18 protein-coding genes, 1 other RNA gene and 1 pseudogene are annotated in these 24,628 nt (G+C 25.4%); 12 read left to right on the plus strand and 8 right to left on the minus strand.

All coding sequences use genetic code 11. The features are described from left to right. Positions 1-9 precede the first annotated feature (9 nt). On the minus strand, positions 10-2,541 hold the full coding sequence (gene gyrA, locus D9V78_RS00645) for a DNA topoisomerase (ATP-hydrolyzing) subunit A (RefSeq protein WP_158350428.1): 2,532 nt from the start codon (positions 2,539-2,541) through the stop codon (positions 10-12). A gap of 137 nt (positions 2,542-2,678) precedes the next feature. Between gyrA and D9V78_RS00650 the strand changes: the two genes are divergently transcribed. After that, positions 2,679-3,341: a DUF2076 domain-containing protein gene (locus D9V78_RS00650; protein WP_187306113.1), complete on the plus strand. Its 663-nt coding sequence runs from the start codon at positions 2,679-2,681 to the stop codon at positions 3,339-3,341. A 92-nt stretch (positions 3,342-3,433) separates the two neighbouring features. Here D9V78_RS00650 and D9V78_RS00655 read toward each other — a convergent pair whose 3' ends face one another. Further along, complete coding sequence (locus tag D9V78_RS00655; protein WP_158350432.1) at positions 3,434-4,018, minus strand: peroxiredoxin; 585 nt, start codon at positions 4,016-4,018, stop codon at positions 3,434-3,436. Between the two features lie 183 nt (positions 4,019-4,201). Here D9V78_RS00655 and ung point away from each other — a divergent pair, with 183 nt between their 5' ends. Then, complete coding sequence (gene ung / locus D9V78_RS00660) at positions 4,202-4,807, plus strand: uracil-DNA glycosylase (RefSeq protein WP_158350434.1); 606 nt, start codon at positions 4,202-4,204, stop codon at positions 4,805-4,807. Between the two features lie 41 nt (positions 4,808-4,848). Here ung and grpE read toward each other — a convergent pair whose 3' ends face one another. After that, complete coding sequence (gene grpE, locus D9V78_RS00665; protein ID WP_158350436.1) at positions 4,849-5,169, minus strand: nucleotide exchange factor GrpE; 321 nt, start codon at positions 5,167-5,169, stop codon at positions 4,849-4,851. 114 nt (positions 5,170-5,283) lie between these two features. Here grpE and nadK point away from each other — a divergent pair, with 114 nt between their 5' ends. Then, complete coding sequence (gene nadK / locus D9V78_RS00670; protein ID WP_158350438.1) at positions 5,284-6,159, plus strand: NAD(+) kinase; 876 nt, start codon at positions 5,284-5,286, stop codon at positions 6,157-6,159. Between the two features lie 113 nt (positions 6,160-6,272). Here the strand turns inward: nadK and ssrA are convergent. Further along, positions 6,273-6,643: a transfer-messenger RNA gene (gene ssrA, locus D9V78_RS00675) on the minus strand. A gap of 134 nt (positions 6,644-6,777) precedes the next feature. On the opposite strand from ssrA, the gene grxD reads away from it, so the two are divergent. Continuing rightward, positions 6,778-7,095: a Grx4 family monothiol glutaredoxin gene (gene grxD, locus D9V78_RS00680; protein ID WP_158350440.1), complete on the plus strand. Its 318-nt coding sequence runs from the start codon at positions 6,778-6,780 to the stop codon at positions 7,093-7,095. 58 nt (positions 7,096-7,153) lie between these two features. Here grxD and rnt read toward each other — a convergent pair whose 3' ends face one another. Then, a complete protein-coding gene (rnt, locus tag D9V78_RS00685) occupies positions 7,154-7,783 on the minus strand; it encodes a ribonuclease T (RefSeq protein WP_158350442.1) in 630 nt (209 codons plus the stop codon). 466 nt (positions 7,784-8,249) lie between these two features. Here rnt and ychF point away from each other — a divergent pair, with 466 nt between their 5' ends. Next, the gene (gene ychF, locus D9V78_RS00690) at positions 8,250-9,320 is read left to right on the plus strand and encodes a redox-regulated ATPase YchF (RefSeq protein WP_158350444.1); all 1,071 of its coding nucleotides are present in this window, start codon (positions 8,250-8,252) and stop codon (positions 9,318-9,320) included. A gap of 59 nt (positions 9,321-9,379) precedes the next feature. Here the strand turns inward: ychF and thrC are convergent, their stop codons facing one another. From thrC to thrA, 3 genes are read right to left on the minus strand one after another with little or no spacing between them, the layout of a single operon-like run. Then, entirely contained in the window at positions 9,380-10,660 is a 1,281-nt protein-coding gene (gene thrC / locus D9V78_RS00695) for a threonine synthase (RefSeq protein WP_158350446.1), read from the minus strand. Positions 10,661-10,665: 5 nt separating this feature from the next. Continuing rightward, positions 10,666-11,598: a homoserine kinase gene (thrB, locus tag D9V78_RS00700; protein ID WP_158350448.1), complete on the minus strand. Its 933-nt coding sequence runs from the start codon at positions 11,596-11,598 to the stop codon at positions 10,666-10,668. A 16-nt stretch (positions 11,599-11,614) separates the two neighbouring features. Continuing rightward, positions 11,615-14,062, minus strand: coding sequence for a bifunctional aspartate kinase/homoserine dehydrogenase I (thrA, locus tag D9V78_RS00705; RefSeq protein ID WP_158350450.1), 2,448 nt, complete (start codon positions 14,060-14,062; stop codon positions 11,615-11,617). 358 nt (positions 14,063-14,420) lie between these two features. On the opposite strand from thrA, the gene truA reads away from it, so the two are divergent. The 7 genes and pseudogenes from truA to lpdA all read left to right on the plus strand — a co-directional run bounded on the left by truA (position 14,421) and on the right by lpdA (position 24,540). Continuing rightward, complete coding sequence (gene truA, locus D9V78_RS00710; RefSeq protein WP_158350452.1) at positions 14,421-15,209, plus strand: tRNA pseudouridine(38-40) synthase TruA; 789 nt, start codon at positions 14,421-14,423, stop codon at positions 15,207-15,209. 157 nt (positions 15,210-15,366) lie between these two features. Beyond that, positions 15,367-15,525, plus strand: coding sequence for a hypothetical protein (locus D9V78_RS02120; RefSeq protein WP_187306114.1), 159 nt, complete (start codon positions 15,367-15,369; stop codon positions 15,523-15,525). Beyond that, a pseudogene (secA, locus tag D9V78_RS00715) lies at positions 15,525-17,825 on the plus strand (preprotein translocase subunit SecA); the annotation flags it as partial. The gene D9V78_RS02120 and the pseudogene secA, both read left to right, overlap by 1 nt. A 114-nt stretch (positions 17,826-17,939) precedes the next feature. Then, positions 17,940-18,992 carry a GMP reductase gene (locus D9V78_RS00720; protein ID WP_158350956.1) on the plus strand — a complete coding sequence of 351 codons (1,053 nt, stop codon included), beginning with the start codon at positions 17,940-17,942 and terminating at the stop codon, positions 18,990-18,992. A 133-nt stretch (positions 18,993-19,125) separates the two neighbouring features. Then, positions 19,126-21,789 (plus strand): pyruvate dehydrogenase (acetyl-transferring), homodimeric type, encoded by a 2,664-nt coding sequence (gene aceE, locus D9V78_RS00725; protein ID WP_158350456.1) that lies wholly within the window; start codon positions 19,126-19,128, stop codon positions 21,787-21,789. Positions 21,790-21,802: 13 nt separating this feature from the next. Beyond that, positions 21,803-23,005 (plus strand): 2-oxo acid dehydrogenase subunit E2, encoded by a 1,203-nt coding sequence (locus D9V78_RS00730; protein WP_158350458.1) that lies wholly within the window; start codon positions 21,803-21,805, stop codon positions 23,003-23,005. A gap of 110 nt (positions 23,006-23,115) precedes the next feature. Further along, a complete protein-coding gene (gene lpdA, locus D9V78_RS00735; protein WP_158350461.1) occupies positions 23,116-24,540 on the plus strand; it encodes a dihydrolipoyl dehydrogenase in 1,425 nt (474 codons plus the stop codon). Positions 24,541-24,628: the final 88 nt, after the last annotated feature.

Genomic DNA, 24,628 nt, shown 5'->3' on the forward strand with positions numbered 1-24,628 from the left:
ATGCTATTTCTAAGTAAGACACTTAAGTTTATTATTAGCAATTTTTTGTAATGCAACCACCTTTTCTTTTTTAGAGGTACGGATTAAAATTACACCTTGTGTATTTCTTCCTAAAATTCTAATTTCAGAAACGTTTGTACGTACTAACGTACCAGCATTAGTAATCATCATAATTTGATCATTTTTAGAAACTTGTATTGCGCTGATAACTACACCATTTTTTTTTGTAATTTTAATGGATCGTACACCTTTAGTTGCTCTAGATTTTATAGGGAAATTTTCAATCTTTGTTCGTTTTCCATATCCATTTTCTGTCATTGTCAATATTGTGCCTTTTTCATGAGGAACAAGTAATGATACTACCTGGTCATCTTTATCAATATTAATACCCCGAATACCATATGCAGTTCTACCCATTTTCCGAACTTCTTTTTCTGAAAAATGTACTACTTTTCCTTTTTTGCTAAAAAGCATAATGTTGTTTATTCCATTAGTTATTTCAGCACCAATAAGTTCATCTTTATTTTTTAAATGAATTGCTATCATTCCAGTAGATCGGGGTTTTTTAAATATATGTAACGGAGTTTTTTTTACAATACCACTAGCGGTTAACATAAAAACATTTTTATTATTTGTAGCCTTGCTTAAATTTAAAATAGCAGTAATTCGTTCTTTTTTTCCTAGTGGAATTAAATTAATAATTGGTCTACCTATGGCATGTCGGCTTGCTTCTGGTAATTGATATACTTTAATTTTATATAAAATTCCTCTATTTGAAAAACATAAAATTGTATCGTGTGTATTTGTAATTAATAATGTTTCTATATAATCTTCTTTAGTAGTTTTTGCCGCAGATTTTCCTTTTCCACCTCTATGTTGTGTATTATAATCCGATAATGGCTGATATTTTACATATCCTTTATGTGATAAAGTAACTACTACGTCTTCTTTTGGGATCATGTCTTCTATTTCTACTTCGGTATTATGTTCTATAATTTCTGTTTTTCGTTTATCACCAAATTGGTGTTGTATGATTTTTAATTCTTTTTTAATGATTTTTAACATATCTTCATTATTATTTAGAATGCATGATAATGATTTTATTTTTTTTAATAAGGTGTTATATTCATCTAATATGCGTTCTTGTTCTAAAGTGGTTAATCGTTGTAATTTTAATTCTAAAATCGCTTCTACTTGATTAGTTGTAAATTTATATTCTGTATCAGTTTTATTTTGATTATTTTGTAATATATTACTTTCTACATTGATTATTTCTGATAATTTAGTATTTATTGTCCATTTTTTTGACAATAATTTTTCTTTTGCTAAATTAGGTTTTTTGGATTGTTGAATAATTTCAATAATTTCGTTGATATTATTTAATGCAATAGTTAATCCTTTTAAAATTTGTATTTTTTTTTTTGCTTTTTTTAATTCAAAAATAGTTCTTCGTGTAATAATATTTTTTCTATGCGATAAAAAACATTTTAATATATTTTTTAACGACATAATTTTTGGTTGTCCATAGTATAATGCTACCATATTAATACCAAAAGATATTTGCATTTGTGTTAACATATATAGTTGATTTAATAATATTTCTTTAATTGTATCTTTCTTGATTTCAAGAACAATACGCATACCATCTTTATCTGATTCGTCACGTAAGGCATGAATACCTTCTATTTTTTTTTCTTTCATTAATTCTGCAATTTTTGTGATTAATATTGCTTTATTTACTTGATATGGTAACTCATATATTATAATAGATTCACGTTTATTTCTTATGTTTTTTTCTATTTTATGTCGGGCTCGGATATATATTTTTCCTTTTCCGGTACGGTATGCATTTTCGATACCTTGATAACCACTAATAATTCCATATGTTGGAAAATCTGGTCCTGGTATATAATGCATTAATTCTTTTAGTGAAATATTATGATTATTAATATATGCAAGACATGCATTAATAACTTCGTTTAAATTATGTGGTGGAATGTTTGTAGCCATACCTACTGCAATACCGGATGATCCATTGATTAGCAAATTTGGTATTCTTGTTGGTAAAATTTCAGGTATTTTTTCTGTTTCATCATAATTTGGAAGAAATTCAACAGTATCTTTTTCTAAATCTTCTAGTAATGTATGTGCTATTTTTGACATTCTAATTTCTGTATAACGCATTGCAGCTGCTGTATCACCATCTATAGAACCAAAATTTCCCTGACCTTCAATTAAAGTATATCGTAATGAAAATGGCTGCGCCATTCTCACAATAGACTCGTATACTGCAGAATCTCCATGAGGATGATATTTTCCAATAACATCACCTACAACCCGAGCAGATTTTTTGTATGGTTTATTCCAGTCATTTCCTAGTATTTTCATTGCAAATAATATTCTTCGATGTACAGGTTTTAGTCCATCTCGTACATCAGGTAGTGCCCGTCCCACAATTACTGACATAGCATAATCAAGGTACGAAGATGTTAATTCTTTTTCAATATCTACTGGATCAATATTATTGTATATTGTATTCATAATTTATTTCTCGGACAGTAATATAAATTTATTTCATGTACAATTATATCATATTAAAATGGTACATAGAATATTAAAAAATAATGATTTATGTTTTATAATTATTTAAAATGGTTTTCAATGAAAAGGATATATATATGAAAACAGCAGAAAAGCAATTAATCATTAATTTGTTTAAAAAAATTCAAAATATATCATTACAAACACCTAATAAAGATATTGAAGCTACAAAGTTAATTAATTTCTTATTACAAAGTCAAAATGATGCGATTTATTACATGGTACAAACATTATTAGTACAGGACATTATTATACAAGAATTAAATGATAAAATTCAAAAATTAGAAAATAAAGAGAATCAATGTTCTACTCAAAATACAAGTTTTTTACCTGATCATGTAAAAGAAAAAGTATGTAAATTACCTGTATATAATGATATCCAAAGTAATACAAAGAATCATAATGCTCAAAATATACCACATGTTAAAGAAAATACTTATTTTAACAATAAAGATCATGTATCTAATAATACAGGAGGTGGTATATCAAGTTTTTTAGGAAATGCTATGCAAACAGCAGTGGGTGTTGCAGGAGGGATGGTTGCAGGTAACATCTTAGCAAATATTTTAAATAACCATGACAAACCAAGTGATACGATACATCATAATACTGATATTGGTTCTTCTGAACATATTGATACTCCAATAAATAATTTTTTTCAAGTGGATGATAGTAATACTACTAGTGAATACCCTACAGAAGATTCATATGATATATATGATTTAGATGAAGATTTCTAATATAAACATACAACATTACTATTTTATATTTTTATGTTATTTATTAAAAACCAGCAGTAATATTTATGCTGGTTATATTAAACATTTATATATTATTGATAATATTCAATTAATCCTTTTTTTGATGGGTGTATGGTTTTTTCGCCATTTTTCCAATTAGCTGGACATACTTCTCCGTATTTTTCATGTAATTTAATAGCATCGATTGTTCTGACCATATCCGAAATATTACGACCTATTGGCAAATCATTAATTACTTGGTGTCGTACAATGTTGTTTTCATCTATTATAAATGATGCTCGTAATGCAATGCCTAGTGTCGGATGTGCAACATCGTAAGCATTTTGAATATCTCCCTTTATATCTGATACTAAAGTATATTTTATTTTTCCAATACCACCCTGTTTAATTGGAAGGTTTTGCCATGCTTGATGTACAAATACTGAATCACGTGATACCCCGATAATTTTTGTATTTCTTTTTTTAAATTCATTATATAATTGGTTTAATGCTATAATTTCTGTTGGGCATACAAATGTAAAATCCATTGGCCAGAAAAATAAAACTACCATTTTTTTTCTTGTTGATTTTCTAAAATTAAAATCATTGATAATGTTTCCATCTTTTAAAAGAGCTGAAGTAACAAAGTTTGGTGCAATTTGAGATATTAAGTTCATTTTTTTCTACTTTTAAAATAAATATTTTATTGATTATTTTGAATATATCATAATTAAATTTATTTATTATTTTATTATATATTTTTATTTTTTATAAAATATATTTATTGATTGATATATTATATTAATTGTTAAAATGAATGATTTACACTGGAAATATATATTTAATTTAGAAAAAAAAAAATATTAAATATTTTAAAAATAGTTTCTTTTGAAAGGAGAAAAAAAATTATTTTTCCTAACTCAAGAGATGTTTTTCGTGCTTTTTGTTTAACTCCTTTTCATTCAATTAAAGTAGTTGTTATTGGGCAGGATCCTTATTATCAAGATAATCAAGCTAATGGATTGGCATTTTCAGTAAATTTTGGTTGTAAAATTCCGCCATCATTAAGGAATATATATAAAGAAGTGATTTCTAATTTTTATTTACCTAAAAACTATTATTTTCATGGATGTTTATCAAGATGGGCACTACAAGGTGTATTATTATTAAATTCTATTTTAACAGTGGAGTCTGGAAAACCGAAATCACATGCTCATTTGGGTTGGCAGAATTTTACTAATGCAATTATTTATTATATCAATAAATATTTGCGTCAAGTAATTTTTTTATTATGGGGTAAAGATGCACAAGAAAAATCTAACATGATTCATCGTAATAAACATTTTGTTTTGTATGCTTCTCATCCATCACCTTTGTCGGCAAATCGAGGTTTTTTTGGTTGTAATCATTTTTTTAAAACGAATGATATTTTGTTGAAACAAAATAAAAATGTTATTTTTTGGTAGCAAATTTATTTATATTATGTAAATACCATAATTTATGGTATTTATTTTTTTTTTATGGTATTAATCAGTGATTTTTGAGTTAATTTTATCCCCTGGATGATAGGGTTATTTTCTAATTTTTTTTCATGTGCAATTTTAGTAATTGTATTAAATTTTTCTATTATCAAAGATAATTTTTCTATAAAATTTTTTAAGTGTTCACTTTTTATTTTTTGAATAGTATATTCAGATTTTTTTTTTATATTCTCAATATTTGCCTGTGCCCGTAATGTAATATCTTTTTTTTTTTTTAAAATCTCTTTTAATTTTTCTTTTAGTAAATTAATATGAGTATGATTATTATTATTTTTATGATTATTCATATATTTTATTCTTTAGAGACAGTATTTGTTATTTATTATAAGTGGTGTTATTACTTTATTCAATAATATATAATTAATTTTATTGATTTTATTTTTGTAAGGCATATATAAATCATGAAAATACAGTTTCGGTGGATTGCTATTTTAGGGCACCCTCGTAATTTAAAGTTTTTTATGACTCATAAAATTTTATATGATTGGTTAACACAAAAAGGTTATCATGTTGTCATTGAGAAAAGTATTGCAAAATTTTTAAATATTAATAATCCGAAAATTGCCACATTTATACAAATTGGTGAAAAATGTGATTTAGGTATAGTAATTGGTGGTGATGGTAACATGTTATGTATTTTAAGGGAATTATCTTATTATCCTATTAAAATTATTGGAATTAATTGTGGTAATTTAGGTTTTTTAACTGATTTACAACCTAATAATATGATTTTCATGTTATCGAAAATTTTATCTGGTTTATATAATGTTGAGAAGAGATTTTTGTTGGAGGTAAAGGTATTAAATGAACAAATCGAAAGAAATTGTATTGCTGTTAATGAAGTTGTTTTACATGCAGAAAAGATGTCATGTATGGTAGAATTTGAAGTATATATTGATAAAAAATTTGCTTTTTATCAAAGATCGGATGGTATTATTATCTCTACTCCTACTGGTTCTACTGGATATGCATTATCTGCTGGAGGACCAATTTTATCATTATCTTCTAGAGTGATTACTATAGTTCCTATGTTGCCGCATACACTATCTGCTCGTCCAATTGTTATTAATGAAAATGATGTTATTATGCTGAAATTATTTCATTTAGATAAAAAATTTCAAATTAGTTGTGATGGTCAAATTCAATTACCGATTATCAAAGCAAAAAAAATTTTTATTTATAAAAGCAAAAATTTTGTTAATTTAATTCATCCTATAAGTTATCATTATTTAGATACATTACGTAAGAAATTAAATTGGTCAAAAAATTTTTTTTAGTTTTTTAATTAAAATTTTTATTTATTTTTTTACATTATCTGAAATAATTATTTATTTGTAATATGTGTATTTTAAAATATTTGAAATAATTAATTTTATATGAAAATATTTTTTATTGGAGCTGGCGGGATTTGAACCCGCGTCCAAAATATCTACAACTATAGTACTACATGCTTATTCTTTGAAATTTTTGGTATTTTAACACAAAGAAAAATGTTTTTACATACCTATCTCATTTTTTTTTATTTTCATATAAGATTTGAGAATTATCTTATTATGGGTTTCTTTTTATCGGTCCTTTTGAAAATTTTATTCTTATAAAAGATAAAATAAGAATAAATAAAGGGCTTTATTAGTTTATTAAGCTGCTAAAGCGTATTGTTTTTTTTCTGCATTTAATAATTTTCGGTTTTTAACGAGGCAACCGAACCCTCGGCATGCACTAGTAGTATTCGAAAATTTTGTCGAATCCAAAATCAGCCCCAATTTTTTTGTATTTTGAATTTATATCATATACTATATAATGATACTTGTAAAATACATTTTTGAATTATTATTCTTTTTAGTATTCATCATTATATTTATTATATTAATTTTAATTACATTTTAGGAGCTAACGTGGATGTATTAAAGGAAATACAACAACAGATTCAAAATAATTCGATTTTGTTATATATGAAAGGTGTACCTAATGCACCAAGTTGTGGTTATTCTGCACGTGCAGTAGAAGCTTTATCTTCTTGCAAAGTACGTTTTGCATATGTAAATGTATTAGATCATAATGAAATCCGTACTATGTTACCTAAATATGCGAATTGGCCTACATTTCCTCAATTATGGGTTAATGGGAAGTTAATCGGAGGATGTGATATTATTTTACAAATGCTAAAAGATGGAGAATTACAAGAATTGTTCAAATCAATCAATAATAAATAATGTATTTTCGAAATTAGATTAATGTATTTTTTTTTGCATTAATCTAATTAAATAAAATTTATTTTTTAAAAGGCCAACCACCTAATTTTTTCCATTTATTAACTAGTGTACAAAATAAATTAGCAGTTTTTAAAGTATCATATAGAGCGGAATGCGCTTTTTGATTATTAAATGGTAAACCAATTGTCTGACATGCTTTTGCTAGTACTGTTTGTCCTGTTATTACTCCACTGAGTGTTGCTGTATCAAAAGTTACAAAAGGATGAAACAGATTGTTATTAATATTACATCTTTTTATTGCAGCCATAAGAAAACTATGATCAAAATGTGCATTATGTGCTACTATAATACTTTTTTTACATAGATTAAATTTCATTTCTTGATATACTATATCAAATATAAAATTTAAAGCTTCTTTTTCGTATATTGCTCGTCGTAATGGTTGAAATGGATTGATTTTATTTAGTAATAATGATTGTGTATCAATCAGAGATCCTGAAAATGGTTTGATATGTAAATGTATTATATTTGATTTTTTTAACCAACCCGATTGATCCATTTTTAAAGTTATAATTGCTATTTCTAATAACGCATGAATCTTATGGTTAAATCCGGTTGTTTCAATGTCTACTACTACAGGATAAAATTTTCTAAATCTGTGGTTTAATTGGTTATATTTATCGTTCATATATTTTTATTATATGTGATATTTATTTTTTTTAAATATCATATAAAAATAAAATATTTTTATATTATTTTTTTATATTTATAAAAATGATATTATAAAAAATTATTTTTTTATAGCATGAATAATATTCATAAGATTCAAAACTTAATATTGTAATTTGATATAAGTATATGTGATTTATTCTTTATAAGAATGATGTTTTTCATTTTTTGGAATATTATTTACTTTATTCGAAAATACGTATGACTATAATTTATTAATAGTAAATATTTTAATTTATTTTTATATATATTATGTAAAATATTTTTATTATCTATTTTTTTTTATTTTTTTTTAGAAAATTTGTAAATATTTTATTCTTTTGAAGAAATAATATTTTTATGTTGTATTTAGAGTACTTTTATATTTTCATATGAATATTTAAGTTTAAAGTAGTGATATTTTATAATTATTTTGGAGAGAAATTTTGATTTTGAAATGTGGTATCATAGGATTGCCTAATGTTGGAAAATCTACTTTATTTAATATTTTAACTAATTCAAATATTCCAGCTAAAAATTTTCCATTTTGTACTATTAAGCCTAATATTGGTGTTGTGCCAGTATTTGATGATCGGTTAAATTGTATTGCAGATATTATACATCCAGAAAATATTATTAATACTTTTTTGAAATTAATCGATATTGCAGGTTTAGTGAAGGGTGCTTCTAATGGATCAGGTTTAGGTAATCAATTTCTAAGTAATATACGTCGTGTTGATTTACTTTTTCATGTAGTAAGATGTTTTAATGATCATAATATCTTGCATATTCATAATATTATCGATCCAATATACGATATTGAAATTGTTAATATGGAATTAATTTTTTCTGATTTACAGTTATGTCAATCAGAAATTTTACGATTAAAAAAAAATAAAATACATAGTAAAAGATTATTAGTTCTTGAATCTTGTTTGGATATTTTGAATAGAGGTGATTTTCTAAGAAAATCTTTATTAAATCGTGAAGATGTATTTTTGGTTAAAGATATAAATTTTATTACTTTAAAACCAGTAATTTATATAGCAAATATTTCTGAAACTAAAAAGAATAATTTCCCGATAAATAAATTACTACATCATATTCATAAAGAGCATAGTATTTGCATTGTAGTTACAATTTCGAAGGAAATCAAAGATACAGTTTTAAACTGTAATCAGTCAAATAATTTATATTTACAAAAAAATAAACAATCGATTTTGAATAATATGATTTTTACAGGATATAAATTGCTAAATTTACAAACCTTTTTTACTGTTGGAAAAAAAGAAGTACGGGCCTGGACTATAAATATTGGAGAAAATAGTATTCAAGCAGCTAGAAAAATACATACAGATTTTCAAAAAGGTTTTATTCGTGCCCAGGTTATTGGATATCATGATTTTATTAAATTTCGTGACGAAAAAACATTAAGAAAATTTGGAAAAATTCGATTAGAAGGTAAAAATTATTTAGTAAAAGATGGAGATATTATTAAATTTTTATTTCATGTATAATACAGATAATTATTTTAGAGAAGATATATTGTATATTCTTCTCTAAAAGTAATATTATTTTATGATTTTAAAAATTTTTTTAATTTTTCAAAATTTGGTTTCATATAATGAGATAATATTGGTAGAGTAGATGGTTCTGCTAATGTTTTTGGTAATGGAATATTTATATTTAGTACTTTATCTATAATATTTTTAAATTTTGCTGGATGTGCTGTTCCTAGGAATAATCCAAATTCGTCTTTTTTAATTTGATTTTTTAATAATTGGTAAGCAACTGCTGCATGTGGTTCAGAAATATATCCTATTTTTTGTAAATCTAATAAAGTTTGAGTAGTGATTTGATCTGATACACTACCAAAACCTAACTTATTTAAATTCCATTTTTTTCGTGAAAATAATTCTGTGACTCTAGGCCAATTATTTGGGCGACTGATATCCATTGCATTAGATATTGTTGAAATACAGTTATATGGGTTCCATATTCCTGTTTTTAAAAATCTAGGTACAGTATCATTAGCATTAGTTGCTGCAATAAATGATTGAATTGGTAATCCCATAGATTTTGCTAATAATCCTGCTGTTAAATTTCCAAAATTTCCACAAGGTACTGCAATCACTAGTTTTTTTTTTTGTTTTGTCAGTGCGTAAGCTTCAAAAAAATAACATACTTGTGCTAATAATCGACTAATATTAATTGAATTAGCAGAATTTAGTCCTGTTTCTTGTCGTAACTTATTATCATTAAATGCCTGTTTTACTAATGCTTGACATTCATCGAAACTACCATCTATTGCAATAGTTGTAATATTTTCTCCTAATGTACAGAATAATGCTTCTTGTAAGGTACTAATTTTTCCTTTAGGATATAATATAATCACACGTACATTTTTTGATTTATAAAATGCATGTGCTACAGCTGCTCCGGTATCTCCCGAAGTGGCAGTAAGTATCGTGGTAGTATTGTTTTTTTTATTTAGATGAGAGATAATCTGAGCCATAAATCTAGCTCCGAAATCTTTAAATGCTAGAGTTGGCCCGTGAAATAATTCGCAACATGATATATTTTTAGTTACTGGAACAATTTTTGGTCCAGGAAAAGAAAAGGCTTGTTTTACATATTTTTTTAATTCGCTAGTTTTAATTTCAGAACCTATTAGAATAGATAATATTTTTACGCTACGTGTTAAAAAATCCATCTCAATTATTTCTTGTAATTTTTTTTTTGGTATTTTTGGTAAGTTTAGTGGGAAAAATAATCCTTGGTTATTTCCTAAACCCATTTTTACTGCTTTTAGAAAATTAATTTGTTCGCAGTAATTTTTTAAATTATATAATTTCATAAATATTAAACCTCAATATTTCTAGCGCCAAGTATGTCTAATTCACAAATATGGACGAATCCATTTGCATTTTTTAGGTAATTTTTTTGAAGCCAATGAGATATATTATTAGCAATTGATATTTTATTACATATTACGAAAATTGTTGGTCCTGATCCAGAAATTCCAAAATTAATCGCTCCAATATTTAATATTTTTTGTTTCATTTCTAAGAAATGAGGAATTAGTTGCATACGATATGGTTCTGCAATTATATCTTTCATTAATTTTATAGCCAGATTCTCTTGTTGAGTATGTGAAGCATGTATAAAACCTGATAATAATCGACTATGTTCAATACAAGTATTTTTATCATATTGCATTGGTAAAATTGATCTAGCAGACGATGTGGAGATGTTAATTCCAGGCCAAGCTACAATCCATATCCAATTTTTAAAAAATGGAATTTCTTGACTAATAAAATTATCTTCATTAATTACTAATTGTAGTCCTCCGTAATAAGATGGAGCTACATTATCATAGTGAGGTTCTCCAGATATTTCACCTTCTATTATTCCCATAATATTTAATAATTCTATTGCATTTAATGGTTTATTAAAAAATTGATTCATAGCCACTAAAGTAGCAACAATAGAGCAAGCACTAGATCCTAAACCAGAACCAATGGGCATATTTTTTTCTAAAGTAATTTTTACTGATGTATTGGTTTTGATGATTTTACGAAAATGTTTCCAGCATTTCCAAACAATATTTTTTTTCATATTTTTTGGTAATTGAAATGCAAATCTTCCTATATTTTTTATTTTTAAGGTATCACTTGGTGTAATTGTGATGTAATCACCTAATGATGTTCCATTTTTTGGTGAAATCGCTGCTCCTAATATGTCAAAACCAACATTGATATTACCAATAGAAGCAGGTGCATAAATTTTTATCATATTCAATTCCTAAGCATCATGATAATATTTGTAGTAAATCAGAGAAAATTCCAGCAGCTGTGACATTATTACCTGCGCCATAACCTCTTAATACTAAAGGCATAGGTTGGTAATATTTGCTATGTATTATTAGTGCATTTTCACCATTTTTTACATTATACAATGGATCGGTTTGATCTATTTCTGTTAATTGAACGCGACAACATCCTTCTTTTTGAATAGTTCCAATAAATCGTAATACTTTTTTATTATCCTGAGCGTTTTTTATTTTTTTTAAGAAAAATGTATCTAGTTTTTTTAACTCTTTAAAAAAAATTTTTTCATTTTTTATGTCAAGTAAATGACCTGGTAATATTGGTATAATATTAATATCATTTAATTCTAATTTATATCCTGCTTCACGTGCTAAAATTAGTATTTTTCGCGCAACATCTATTCCGGATAAATCGTCTTTAGGATTAGGTTCTGTAAATCCTAATTTTTTGGCCATGATAGTAGCTTCTGAAATAGATAATCCTTCCTCTAATTTCCCAAATATAAATGATAAAGATCCGGATAATATTCCTCGAAAATTAATTAATTTATCTCCAGAATCAAATAGATTTTTTAATGTTTTAATAATAGGCAATCCAGCACTAACATTAGTTTCATATAAAAAATTTTTATTTGATTTCATTGAAATTTTTCTAATTTTTGTGTATTTTTCCCAACTATCAGTGTTAGCTTTTTTATTAGGTGTAACAATGTGAATATTATTTTTTAATATATTATAATATTCATTAGTAATTGTTTGACTAGCTGTACAATCAACAACAACTGGGTTAAATAAGGATATATTTTTACCATATTGAATAAGTTGTTTTATGCAAAATTTTGTTTTAGATTGATAAAAATCTTTTTTCCAAGTAGTTAAATTAATTCCCTGAAGATTGATTAACATATTTTTTGAATTTGCAATACCACAAATTTTGAATTCTATATTTTTATCTTTTAATTTTTTTTGTTGTGTTTGAATTTGTTCAATTAATGCTGTTCCTACACCTCCGATACCTATAATAAATATTTCAATAGTATGAATAGGATGTAATATTTGATCATGTATGATTTGAATATTTTCAGTAATATTTTTATTGTTGGTAATAATATTTATAGAATTTTCAGAATTTTGAGTATTTATAGTAATAATTTTGAAATTCGTTTTTTCTAATGCATGGAAGATTTTCTTTTTAATCTTGTCATTTTTTTGTATATTAGAGCCAACAATAGAAATCATGTTTATTTTTGTATCAATATGAATATAATTGATTATATAATCTGTTAATTCGTTTTTTATTTTTTCTATTAAACAATTTTTTATTCTATTTGTTTTTTTTTGTATGATATAAAAAAAAATTTTTTTTTCTAGGTAAGAATTTATTGTTGACAAGATACGATTTTTATTTTTGTAAAAAAATAAGAATAATTTATTTATAATTGATTCCATAAAATCAATTGTATCGATTTTTATAGTAATCAGTGTGATATTTCCAAGATATGTAATTCCTTTAATACTTTCAATTGGTTTTTTTATATTATTTGTAATAATAGTTCCTAAATTTTCTGGAAAATATGTATTTTTTATAATACATTTTATGTTGAATTGTGATAATGGTAAAATAGTTTTAGGGTGTAATACTGTAGCTCCAAAAGATGATAATTCAATTGCTTCTTGATAAGATAATTTTTGAAGTAATTTAGCATTAGGGACAATTCTAGGATCTGCGGTATATACTCCATCTACATCAGTCCAGATTTCACATATTTTTGCATCTAAACAAACCGATAATATTGCTGCAGAATAATCAGATCCATTTCTTCCCAATGTAACTAATTCTTTTTTTTTATTACCAGCAATAAATCCTGGCATAAAAATAATATGTTTTTTTGGTATTTTTAATTTTTGAATATTATTTTTTGATTCTTTAATTTTAACATTTGCATCTAAATAATCATTTGTTGCGATAATTTGTTGTTCTGGATGAATAATAAATACAGAATATTTTTTTGCAATAAATAACGTAGACATAATTTTAACAGAAATAATTTCGCCTGTTGATATTATTTCTGCAAAATTTTTATCTATATTTTTTTGATGTAATGAAACATATTTTATTTGATTCTTTAAGTACTCTATTTTATTATCAATATATTTGTTAATTTTTATGTTGGGAAAATTTTTTTGATTTTTTATTATATTGTTTGAAAGTTCGTAAAAAATTTTTTTTATTTTTTGTAATATCGGTTCTATATCACATTTTGTTATTATACTTTGATTAATTTGATCTAAATAATTAGTTATTTTTGCCGGTGCAGATAATACAACAGCAGTTTCTGTTTGTTGGAATTTACTTTCTATAATTTTTGATACATCTAAAAATTTTGTGACATTTGATAAAGATGTTCCGCCAAATTTAAGTACTTGCATTGAATTTATATATTCCTTTGTCGCGTATTAGATAAATCATATTAAATATAATATTACTATTATATTGAGAATAATCTTAATATAAATCTTTTATATTAGTACTATGATGCATGATTGTTATTATTTTTGCATTGGATGTTTTAAATTAATATGATGATATTTTTTCAATTGCCTATTTTATCTATTACAATGAACGATGGACCATATTTCTTCTTTAAATACTATGATACATTTCATATTTTAATTTTATATCTTTATAACATTTTATTTATTTTATGATAAAATCTATTATACATAAATACTTTGATATTTTTATCGTTGTATGAAATATTTACATTTTTAATTTTATAAGGTAATTATGATTAGTGAATTACGAATAATAAAATTTGCTGCAGGATTGGAATACGATGGAAGTAGTTATCATGGTTGGCAAAATCAAAAATTAGGTATTTCTAGTATACAAGGAGCTGTTGAAAAAGCAATTTCTATGGTTGCAAATCATACAGTACATGTTGTATGTTCTGGCAGGACAGATGCTAAAGTACATAGTTTAGGACAGGTTATACATTTTACAACCTTTTCTATTCGTAAAAATATTTCGTGGTTATTAGGTATTAATAATTATTTACCAAAAAATATTTCTATAACATGGATTAAAAAGGTTTCTAAAATTTTTCATGCTAGATATAGTGCTGTATCGCGTTGTTATCGGTATATTATTTATAATAGCATTACTCGATCTGCTATTTTTGATCATCGTGTCGGTTATGTAGCAGGTATTTTAAATACAAAAGTTATGTTTCAAGCAAGTCAATGTATCATTGGAGAACATGATTTTAGTTCATTCCGATCAATAAAATGTCAATCTAGTACACCTTTTAGAAAAATAATTTATATCAATGTATTTCAAGTGAATCAATTTATTTTTATTGATATTGAAGCGAATGCTTTTCTACAATATATGGTAAGAAATATTATTGGTTGTCTTATTGAAATTGGAAAAATGAAAAAACATTTTACATGGATAATTGATGTATTAAATAAAAAAAATCGCTTATTTTGTGGTCCTACTGCTCATCCAAGTGGTTTATATTTATTTACAGTAAAATATCCAAATTTTTTTCAATTACCTATAAATAATTTTTAGAAGTGATAATATAATTTTTTTTATTGTATAATTTAATGTAAATTATTTATGTTTAAATTATTACATGAAATTATTATAATAAATTATATTTTGTTTAATATTTTTGTAATATATAATAATGGTTATTTTATGTTAATGATATTATAAGGGTAATTTTATGTTTTCAAAGATTATGAAATTTTTTTTTCATGCTAAAGATAGTGTACAATCAAAAAAAATTAAAAACATTATAGATAATATTAACAGTTTAGAGTGTCAATTTAGTAATTTGTCAGATAGCCAATTAAAAAAAAAACTAAAATATTTAAGCATTTAATACAAAAAGGCTATTCATTAGATGATTTATTACCCGAAGCATTTTCTGTAGTTCGAGAAGTGAGTAAAAGGGTATTTAATATGCGACATTTTGATGTACAATTAATTGGAGGAATTTTCTTACATAAAAATTGTATTGTTGAAATGTATACCGGAGAAGGTAAAACTCTTACTGCAACTTTATCTGCTTATTTAAATGCTTTAAGTGGAAATGGAGTGCATATTGTAACTATGAATGAGTATTTAGCAAATCGTGATGCTAAAAAAAATAAATTTTTATTTAATTTACTAGGGTTGACAGTGGGTGTAAACTTGTCAAGCATGTCTATTACCCAAAAAAAAAAAGTATATCGTTCTGATATAGTTTATGGAACGAACTATGAATTTTGTTTTGATTATTTACGTGATAATATGATATTTTCTCCAGAAAATAAAGTACAACGTATTTTAAATTACGCGTTAATTGATGAAGTAGATTCAATCTTGATTGATGAAGGTAGAACTCCGTTAATTCTTGCTGGACCTTCTACAGAAAATACTGAAATATATCGTATAATTAATAATTTTGTTCCACAGTTTGTTCACAATAATAAAAAATATTTAGGTTATCAAAATAAAGAGGCTCATTTTTTTATTAATGAAAAAAGTAAGCAAATTTTTTTAACTGAACTTGGTTTAAAAAAGGTTGAATCTTTGTTATCAAATAATAAGTTTATCGATAAAAATAAATCATTATATTCTATACAGAATTTTGTATTAATGCAACATATCATTTCTGCTTTGCGTGCACATTTTTTATTTCATCGTGATGTTGATTATATTGTACACAATAATAAAATAATTATTGTTGATGAACATACTGGAAGAATTATGTTAGATAGAAGATGGTCTGATGGGTTACATCAAGCAATAGAGGCGAAAGAAAATGTAAATATATTACATGAAAATCAAACTTTAGCATCAATAACTTTACAAAATTTTTTTAAAATGTATAAAAAATTATCTGGTATGACAGGTACAGCTATAACTGAATCATTTGAATTTAAAATGATTTATGGCTTAGATACAGTAGTTATTCCTACTAATAATAAAATAATTCGTAAGGATTTTCCTGATTTAATTTATATAACTATAAAAGAAAAAATTAATGCAATCATCAAAGATATAAAAGATTGTATGTTAAGTAAGCGACCTGTTTTAGTTGGAACAAATTCGATACAACAATCTGAGATGATTTCTAGGAAATTACATAAATTAAATATTACACATAAAGTTTTAAATGCTAAATCTTGTCAAGAAGAAGCTTTAATTATTGCACAGGCTGGACGATTAGGCGCTGTAACAATTTCTACAAATATGGCAGGTAGAGGTACAGATATTGTATTAGGTGGAACAATGCCGTGCAAGAGTCAATTTTCATGTTGTTTAAATTATGAAAAATCGAAATTAATGTGGAAAAAAGAACATGATGATGTTATATCAGTTGGAGGTTTACATGTAATCGGAACAGAAAGAAATGAATCACGTAGAATTGATAATCAATTAAGAGGTCGATCAGGGAGACAAGGTGATCCTGGATCATCGAGATTTTATTTATCTTTAGAAGATTCATTAGTACGTACTTTTATTCCAAAAAGTGTGAAAAAATTATTTTTAAAATTTAATATAAAATTTGGTGAATCTATTGAACATCATTGGATAACCAATGCTATTTCTTATGCTCAAAAAAAAATTGAAGATCATAATTTTATGATCCGAAAAACATTATTGGAATACGATGATATTTTAAATATACAAAGAAATATTTTTTATTCTATTAGAGAAAATATTTTAAATACGACACATGTAAAATATATTATTAAAAGTTATTTGTTAACGAGTATTAAGGATATTGTTAACATGTATTGTATATTTGAATCTCCTGTTGAAAGTTGGGATATTTTTTCTATGAAGAAAATTTTTAAGAATGATTTTAATATTGTATTTCCGTTTGATGTATGGATTAGAAATAATTATGTTATTTCTAATACAGATGTTGTACATAAAATCTATAAAAAAATACGCATATATTATCAAAAAATAGAAAATATTATTGGGTGTAAAAATATTAGAATTATGGAAAAAAATATTTTTTTAGGTGTGTTAGATTTTTTTTGGAAAGAACATTTAGCATTTATGGAATATTTACGTCAAGGAATACATTTTCGAGGCTATGCACAAAAAAACCCTAAACAGGAATATGTTAAAGAATCATTTATTATATTTTATAAAATGTTAAATACATTACAATATGAAATTAGTTCAAATGTAATAAAAAAGATATTTTTTTTATATTAGTATAAGATTTTCAGTATTTCACATGTAGTATATTATTTGCTGTATTTTAATGTAAAAATATATACTTGGAATTTAATGATGCGTATCGAAGAAGGTATTAAACTTGGCTTTAAAGATGTATTAATTTTACCGAAACGATCAGCTTTAAAAAGTCGTTCTGAAGTAAGTTTATGCAAGAAAATACATTTTAAATATTCTAATGTATGTTGGTCTGGTATTCCTATTATTGCTTCAAATATGGATACTGTTGGTACGTTTAATATGGCTCATGTTTTATCGGAATTCCATATTTTTACCGCAATACATAAATATTATAATATTCAACAATGGAAGGAATTTATTTTACATATCCCTAAAAAAAAATTACATTATGTAATGATATCAACTGGAATTTCAGATTTAGATTATATGAAATTAAAACAAATTATTGCATTATCACCGTTATTACAATATATTTGTATTGATGTTGCAAATGGATATTCAGAATATTTAATTGATTTTATCAAAAAAATACGTTCCAAATTTCCAGATAAAGTTATTTGTTCCGGTAACGTAGTAACAGGAGAAATGGTTGAAGCATTATTACTTGCAGGATCTGATATCGTAAAAGTTGGTATTGGTCCAGGTTCAGTTTGTACAACACGTCTTAAAACAGGTGTTGGTTATCCGCAATTATCTGCAATTATTGAATGTGCAGATGCTGCACATGGTTTAAAAGGTCATATTATTAGTGATGGAGGTTGTATTAATTCAGGAGATATTGCTAAAGCATTTGGCGCAGGTGCTGATTTTGTTATGTTAGGTGGGATTTTTGCAGGACATAATGAATGCGAAGGAGAAATTATTCAAGATAACGGTAAGAAATTTATGATATTTTATGGTATGAGCTCTAAAAATGCTATGAAATTACATATGGGTAAAATTGATAAATATAAAACTGATGAAGGGAAATCAGTGAAATTACTTTTTAAGGGGTCAGTATATAATACCGTTCTTGATATATTAGGTGGATTACGTTCTACATGTACTTATATAGGTGCTCAAGGAATTCATGAGTTAACCAAGCGAACTACATTTATCAGAGTATTGGAACAGGAAAACAAAGTTTTTAATAATTCTAATTTATTTTAATATATTTTCCAATGTCTAATTGATATAAAATATTATATTTATTTTATAAATATAATAATTTTTTTATTATTAAGAATTATTAATAGTATACTGAATATAAAATTATTTTTTCATAAAGAAAGGAATATTTAGAATGTCAAATTATTCTCAGTATGATATTGATCCTATTGAAACTATTGAATGGATAGAATCTATTGAGTCAGTTATTTCAAAAGATGGTATACATCGTGCAAAATTTATAATACAACAATTAATGAAAAAAATTAATACAAATGATTCTTTAGGTATTATAAATAATTTCGTTTCAGATTATGTTAATACTATTCCAGTGTATCAAGAAAAAAAATATCCAGGTGATTTAAGTATAGAAAAAAAAATTCGTTCAGTAGTTAGGTGGAATGCTATAATAATGGTTTTACGGGCATCTAATAAGAATTTAGAACTTGGTGGACATTTATCGTCATTTCAATCATCTGCTACTATTTATGAAGTTTGCTTTAATCATTTTTTTAAGGCATCAAATAATAGCGATAATGGTGACTTAATATATTTTCAAGGGCATATTTCACCTGGTATTTATTCAAGAGCATTTTTAGAAGGCCGATTAACTGAGGAACAAATGAATAATTTCCGTCAGGAGGCATCAGGTCATGGTTTATCTTCTTATCCGCATCCAAAATTGATGCCATATTTTTGGCAGTTTCCAACTGTTTCTATGGGATTAAGTCCAATTAATGCAATTTATCAAGCAAAATTTTTAAAGTATCTTGAAAACCGTAATTTAAAAGTTACAAATAATAGAATGGTATATGCGTTTTTAGGTGATGGTGAAATGGACGAACCAGAATCAAAAGGTGCTATCACTATTGCAGCAAGAGAAAAGTTAAATAATTTAATTTATGTAATAAATTGTAATTTACAGCGTTTAGATGGTCCTGTGATAGGTAATGGTAAAATTATTAATGAATTAGAAAGTTTATTTTATGGAGCAGGATGGGAGGTTATTAAAGTTATTTGGGGTGATCGTTGGGATAATTTATTAAAGAAAGATGTTAGTGGCAAATTAATACAATTAATGAACGAAACAGTAGATGGAGATTATCAAACATTTAAATCTAAAGATGGGGCTTATATTCGGAAATATTTTTTTGGAAAATATCCTGAAACATTACAGTTAGTAAAAGATATGTCTGATGAAGAAATTTGGTTATTAAATCGTGGTGGACATGATCCAAAAAAAATTTTTTCTGCATTTCATAAAGCAAAACGATCTAAGAATAAACCTGTTGTAATTTTAATACATACAATCAAAGGTTATGGTATGGGTCATTTAGCAGAAGGGAAAAATATTGCACATCAAATTAAAAATATGAATATTAATGATTTAAAATATTTTTGTAAGCGATTTAATTTACCTATTTTAGAAAAAAATATTCCTGATTTACCATATATAAAATTTTCTAAAGATTCTCCAGAATATACTTATTTACATGAAAGGAGAAAAAAACTAGGTGGTTATCTTCCTATAAGAATTTCTAAATTTACAGAAACTTTAAATTTACCAAATCTAGAGCATTTTAGGTCTATATTAGATGTTCAGAAACGTAAATTATCTACTACTATGATTTTCGTTCGTATATTAAATATATTATTAAATTATCCTAATTTAAATAAACGAATTGTTCCGATTATAGCAGATGAGGCACGTACATTTGGTATGGAAGGTTTGTTTAGGAAAATTGGTATATATAATTTTGATGGACAAAAATATACCCCTCAAGATAAAAATCAATTACTATATTATAAAGAGAATAAAAATGGTCAAATACTACAAGAAGGTATTAATGAGTTAGGAGCAGCTTCGTCTTGGTTAGCTGCTGCTACTTCATATAGTAATAATAATTTTCCAATGATTCCGTTTTATATTTATTATTCAATGTTTGGTTTTCAAAGGATTGGGGATTTATGTTGGGCTGCAGGCGATCAGCAAGCGCGTGGATTTTTGATTGGTGCCACTTCGGGTCGAACTACTTTGAATGGCGAAGGTTTGCAACATGAAGACGGTCATAGTCATATTCATTTTCTGACTGTTCCAAATTGTATTTCATATGATCCGTCGTACGCTTATGAAGTTGCTGTAATTATACAAGATGGTTTACAAAGAATGTACGGGACAAATCAAGAAAATATATATTATTATATTACCACAATGAATGAAAACTATTTTATGCCTAAAATGCCTATAGGTGTTGAAGAGGGTATTAGAAAAGGAATTTATAAATTAAATTCATTACCGGGTAATATAGGAAAAGTACAATTGATGGGTTCGGGAGCTATTTTACAAAGCGTAACAGAGGCTGCAAGTATATTGCATAAAAATTATAAAATTGGTGTTGATATTTATAGTGTTACATCATTTACAGAATTAGCACGTGATGGTCAAGATTGTGAACGGTGGAATATGTTACATCCAAATGAACATCCTAAAATTCCGTATATTACTCAGATAATGAATACTTCTCCTGCAGTCGCTGCTACTGATTATATGAAATTATTTGCAGATCAAGTACGAAAATATGTACCAGCTCAATCATATCATGTTTTAGGAACGGATGGTTTTGGACGTTCTGATAGTCGTAAAAATTTACGTGATTATTTTGAAGTTAATGCTCATTATATCGTTATAGCAGCATTAACAGAATTATCTAATTGTTTAATAATAAAAAAAACAATGGTTTGTGATGCAATACTTAAATTTAATATTAATGTTGAAAAAATTAATCCACGTTTAGCATAAGAGGTTAAATTATTTGGATATTAAAATTAAATTACCAGATATCGGTATAGAGCAAGCTGAAGTAATAGATGTTTTAGTTCATGTAAATGACGTTGTTAAAAAGGAACAGGTTTTAATAGTTATTGAAGGTGATAAAACTTCCATGGAAATTCCTTCTCAATATAATGGTAGAATTAAAGAAATTATGGTAAAAGTGACAGATATTGTTTATATAAATTCTACTATTATGATTATGGAACTTACGCAAGATGTTATAGGTGATAAAAATTGTATACCTCATAATACTCACGTACTATCAAATGATATTTCAAATAATATAATACATGCTTCGCCTTTAATAAGAAGGTTATCTCGTTCTTTAAATATTAATCTGAAAAATATTACTGGAAGTGGTAGAAAGAACAGGATTATTAAAAAAGATTTAGATGATTATTTAATAAGTAATAAAATGCATATTAATTCTCAAAAATTATCAAATAATCAAGATGTACATATAAAAAATTTTGATTTTAGTAAATTTGGTGCAGTAGAAAAAGTAGAGATTAGTAAAATAAAGAAAATATCTGGAAGTGTATTGTATGAAAATTGGTCGAATATACCTCATGTAACGCAATTTGATCAAGTAGATATTACGGATCTTGAGTCATTTCGCATAAAATATAATAAAAAAATTGTTTTGAAAGAAAAAAAAATAACATTATTAACATGTATTATAAAAGCTGTTGCAAAAGCATTAGTTAATTTTCCTTATTTAAATAGTTCAATTTCTATAAAACATCAAAAAATATTTTTAAAAAAATATATTAATATCGGTATAGCTGTTGATACATTACATGGATTGCTTGTTCCTGTAATAAAAAATGTTTGCAAGAAAAATCTATCTGATATCTCTAGTGAAATATTTTATAAATCACAAGATGCTAGAAATGGAAAATTAAAAATATCTGATTTACAAGGTGGTTCTTTTACAATTTCAAGTTTAGGAGGAATTGGAGGTACTTATTTTACTCCAATTATTAATTCTTGTGAAGCAGCAATTTTAGGTGTTTCAAAGTTTTCTTATCAACCCGTCTGGGATGGTGATAATTTTATTCCACGATTAATTCTACCATTATCTTTGTCTTATGATCATAGGATTATTGATGGAGCAGAAGGTGCACGATTTATTAATTTTTTAAATCATTTATTATCTGATATACGATTATTGCTAGTATAATTAAATATTCATCATTTGATAAATATTTTTATTGTTATATATTTATAATAATTATATATAGATCGTTATGATAATATATCATATAATTTTTTTATTTTTTAAGGAAAAAAATGGTTCGAGACATTTACATACAAGTTTTAGTGATTGGATCTGGTCCTGCAGGATACTCAGCAGCATTTCGAAGTGCTGATTTAGGTTTAAGTACTATTTTAGTTGAAAAATATAATGAATTAGGTGGAGTATGTTTAAATGTTGGTTGTATTCCATCAAAATTTTTATTACATATTGCTAAAGTGATTAAAGAATCTAAAGAAGTATCTAAACAAGGTATATTTTTCAATAATCCAAGTATTAATTTTGATATGCTTAAATCACAAAAAAAAAATGTTATTAATAATTTATCTGCTGGTTTAAAGCATATGGCTAAAAATAGAAATGTAAAAATATTGTATGGTGTAGCTAGTTTTATTAATAAAAAAAAAGTTTTAATAGTAAATAAAAATGAAAAATTATATATACATTTTGAACATGTTATTATTGCTACTGGTTCAAGATCTGTTAAATTATCTAATATATTTGATAATAGTGCTTATGTTTGGGATTCAACAAATGCATTATCTTTAAAAACTATTCCAAAAAAATTATTAATTGTTGGGTCTGGAATTATTGGTCTTGAAATGGCTACATTTTATAGTGCCATTGGTTCGCAAGTAGATGTAATTGATCGATTTAATCAAATTTTACCATTTTTAGATTATGATATTGTAAAAGTTTTTGTAAATGTAATAAAAAGAGATTTTAATATCTTATTGCAAACTAGTGTTAAAAATACTTGTATAAAAAATGATCAAGTTATAGTGACACTGTGTGATACTGTCAATGAAAAAGAAGTAATATATGATGCAGTTTTAGTAGCCATTGGACGAACTCCCAATATTCAAGACTTATGTTTAGATAATATTGGATTACATCTAACTACAGAAAATTTTATTAAAGTTGATAATCAATTTCGTACAAATGTTGCTAATATATATGCAATTGGAGATGTGATTGGGCAACCTATGTTAGCACACAAAGGGATGCACCAAGGACATATTGTTGCAGAAATTATTGCAGGGAATAAGCATTATTTTGACCCAATAGTAATTCCTGCAGTTGCTTATACCGATCCTGAAATTGCCTGGGTTGGAATACATGAAAAAGAAGCAATACAACGCAATATAAATTATGAAGTTGCTATTTTTCCATGGAGCGCATCAGGTAGAGCTATTGTTTCAAATTGTTCACAAGGTGTAACGAAATTAATTATAGACAAAGATAATAGGAAAATTATTGGAGGAATTATTGTTGGCAGGCAGGCGGGAGAATTATTGTCTGAAATTACCCTTGCAATAGAAATGGGATGTGATATTGAGGATATAGCATTAACTATCCATGCTCATCCTACATTATATGAATCTATAGGATTAACTGCTCAGATGTTACAGGGTACAATTACTGATTTAATGAATGTAAAATCTAATATAAAAAAATAATTTTTTATTTTTTTATGTTTTAATAAAGAATTATTTGTAATTAAAATTCAAATAATTCTTTATCACATATAAAGATATGTGTATTATT

Origin of the sequence: Buchnera aphidicola (Sarucallis kahawaluokalani) (assembly GCF_005080725.1) — a bacterium.
Classification (GTDB): Bacteria; Pseudomonadota; Gammaproteobacteria; order Enterobacterales; family Enterobacteriaceae; genus Buchnera_L; species Buchnera_L aphidicola_AF.

Excerpts from the sequence above, each read along its gene's own strand:
- gyrA (WP_158350428.1), bottom strand. The coding sequence starts at position 2,541 with ATGAATACAATATACAATAATATTGATCCAGTAGATATTGAAAAAGAA.
- D9V78_RS00650 (WP_187306113.1), top strand. The coding sequence starts at position 2,679 with ATGAAAACAGCAGAAAAGCAATTAATCATTAATTTGTTTAAAAAAATT.
- D9V78_RS00655 (WP_158350432.1), bottom strand. The coding sequence starts at position 4,018 with ATGAACTTAATATCTCAAATTGCACCAAACTTTGTTACTTCAGCTCTT.
- grpE (WP_158350436.1), bottom strand. The coding sequence starts at position 5,169 with ATGAATAATCATAAAAATAATAATAATCATACTCATATTAATTTACTA.
- nadK (WP_158350438.1), top strand. The coding sequence starts at position 5,284 with ATGAAAATACAGTTTCGGTGGATTGCTATTTTAGGGCACCCTCGTAAT.
- rnt (WP_158350442.1), bottom strand. The coding sequence starts at position 7,783 with ATGAACGATAAATATAACCAATTAAACCACAGATTTAGAAAATTTTAT.
- thrC (WP_158350446.1), bottom strand. The coding sequence starts at position 10,660 with ATGAAATTATATAATTTAAAAAATTACTGCGAACAAATTAATTTTCTA.
- thrB (WP_158350448.1), bottom strand. The coding sequence starts at position 11,598 with ATGATAAAAATTTATGCACCTGCTTCTATTGGTAATATCAATGTTGGT.
- thrA (WP_158350450.1), bottom strand. The coding sequence starts at position 14,062 with ATGCAAGTACTTAAATTTGGCGGAACATCTTTATCAAATGTCACAAAA.
- truA (WP_158350452.1), top strand. The coding sequence starts at position 14,421 with ATGATTAGTGAATTACGAATAATAAAATTTGCTGCAGGATTGGAATAC.
- D9V78_RS02120 (WP_187306114.1), top strand. The coding sequence starts at position 15,367 with ATGTTTTCAAAGATTATGAAATTTTTTTTTCATGCTAAAGATAGTGTA.
- D9V78_RS00720 (WP_158350956.1), top strand. The coding sequence starts at position 17,940 with ATGCGTATCGAAGAAGGTATTAAACTTGGCTTTAAAGATGTATTAATT.
- aceE (WP_158350456.1), top strand. The coding sequence starts at position 19,126 with ATGTCAAATTATTCTCAGTATGATATTGATCCTATTGAAACTATTGAA.
- lpdA (WP_158350461.1), top strand. The coding sequence starts at position 23,116 with ATGGTTCGAGACATTTACATACAAGTTTTAGTGATTGGATCTGGTCCT.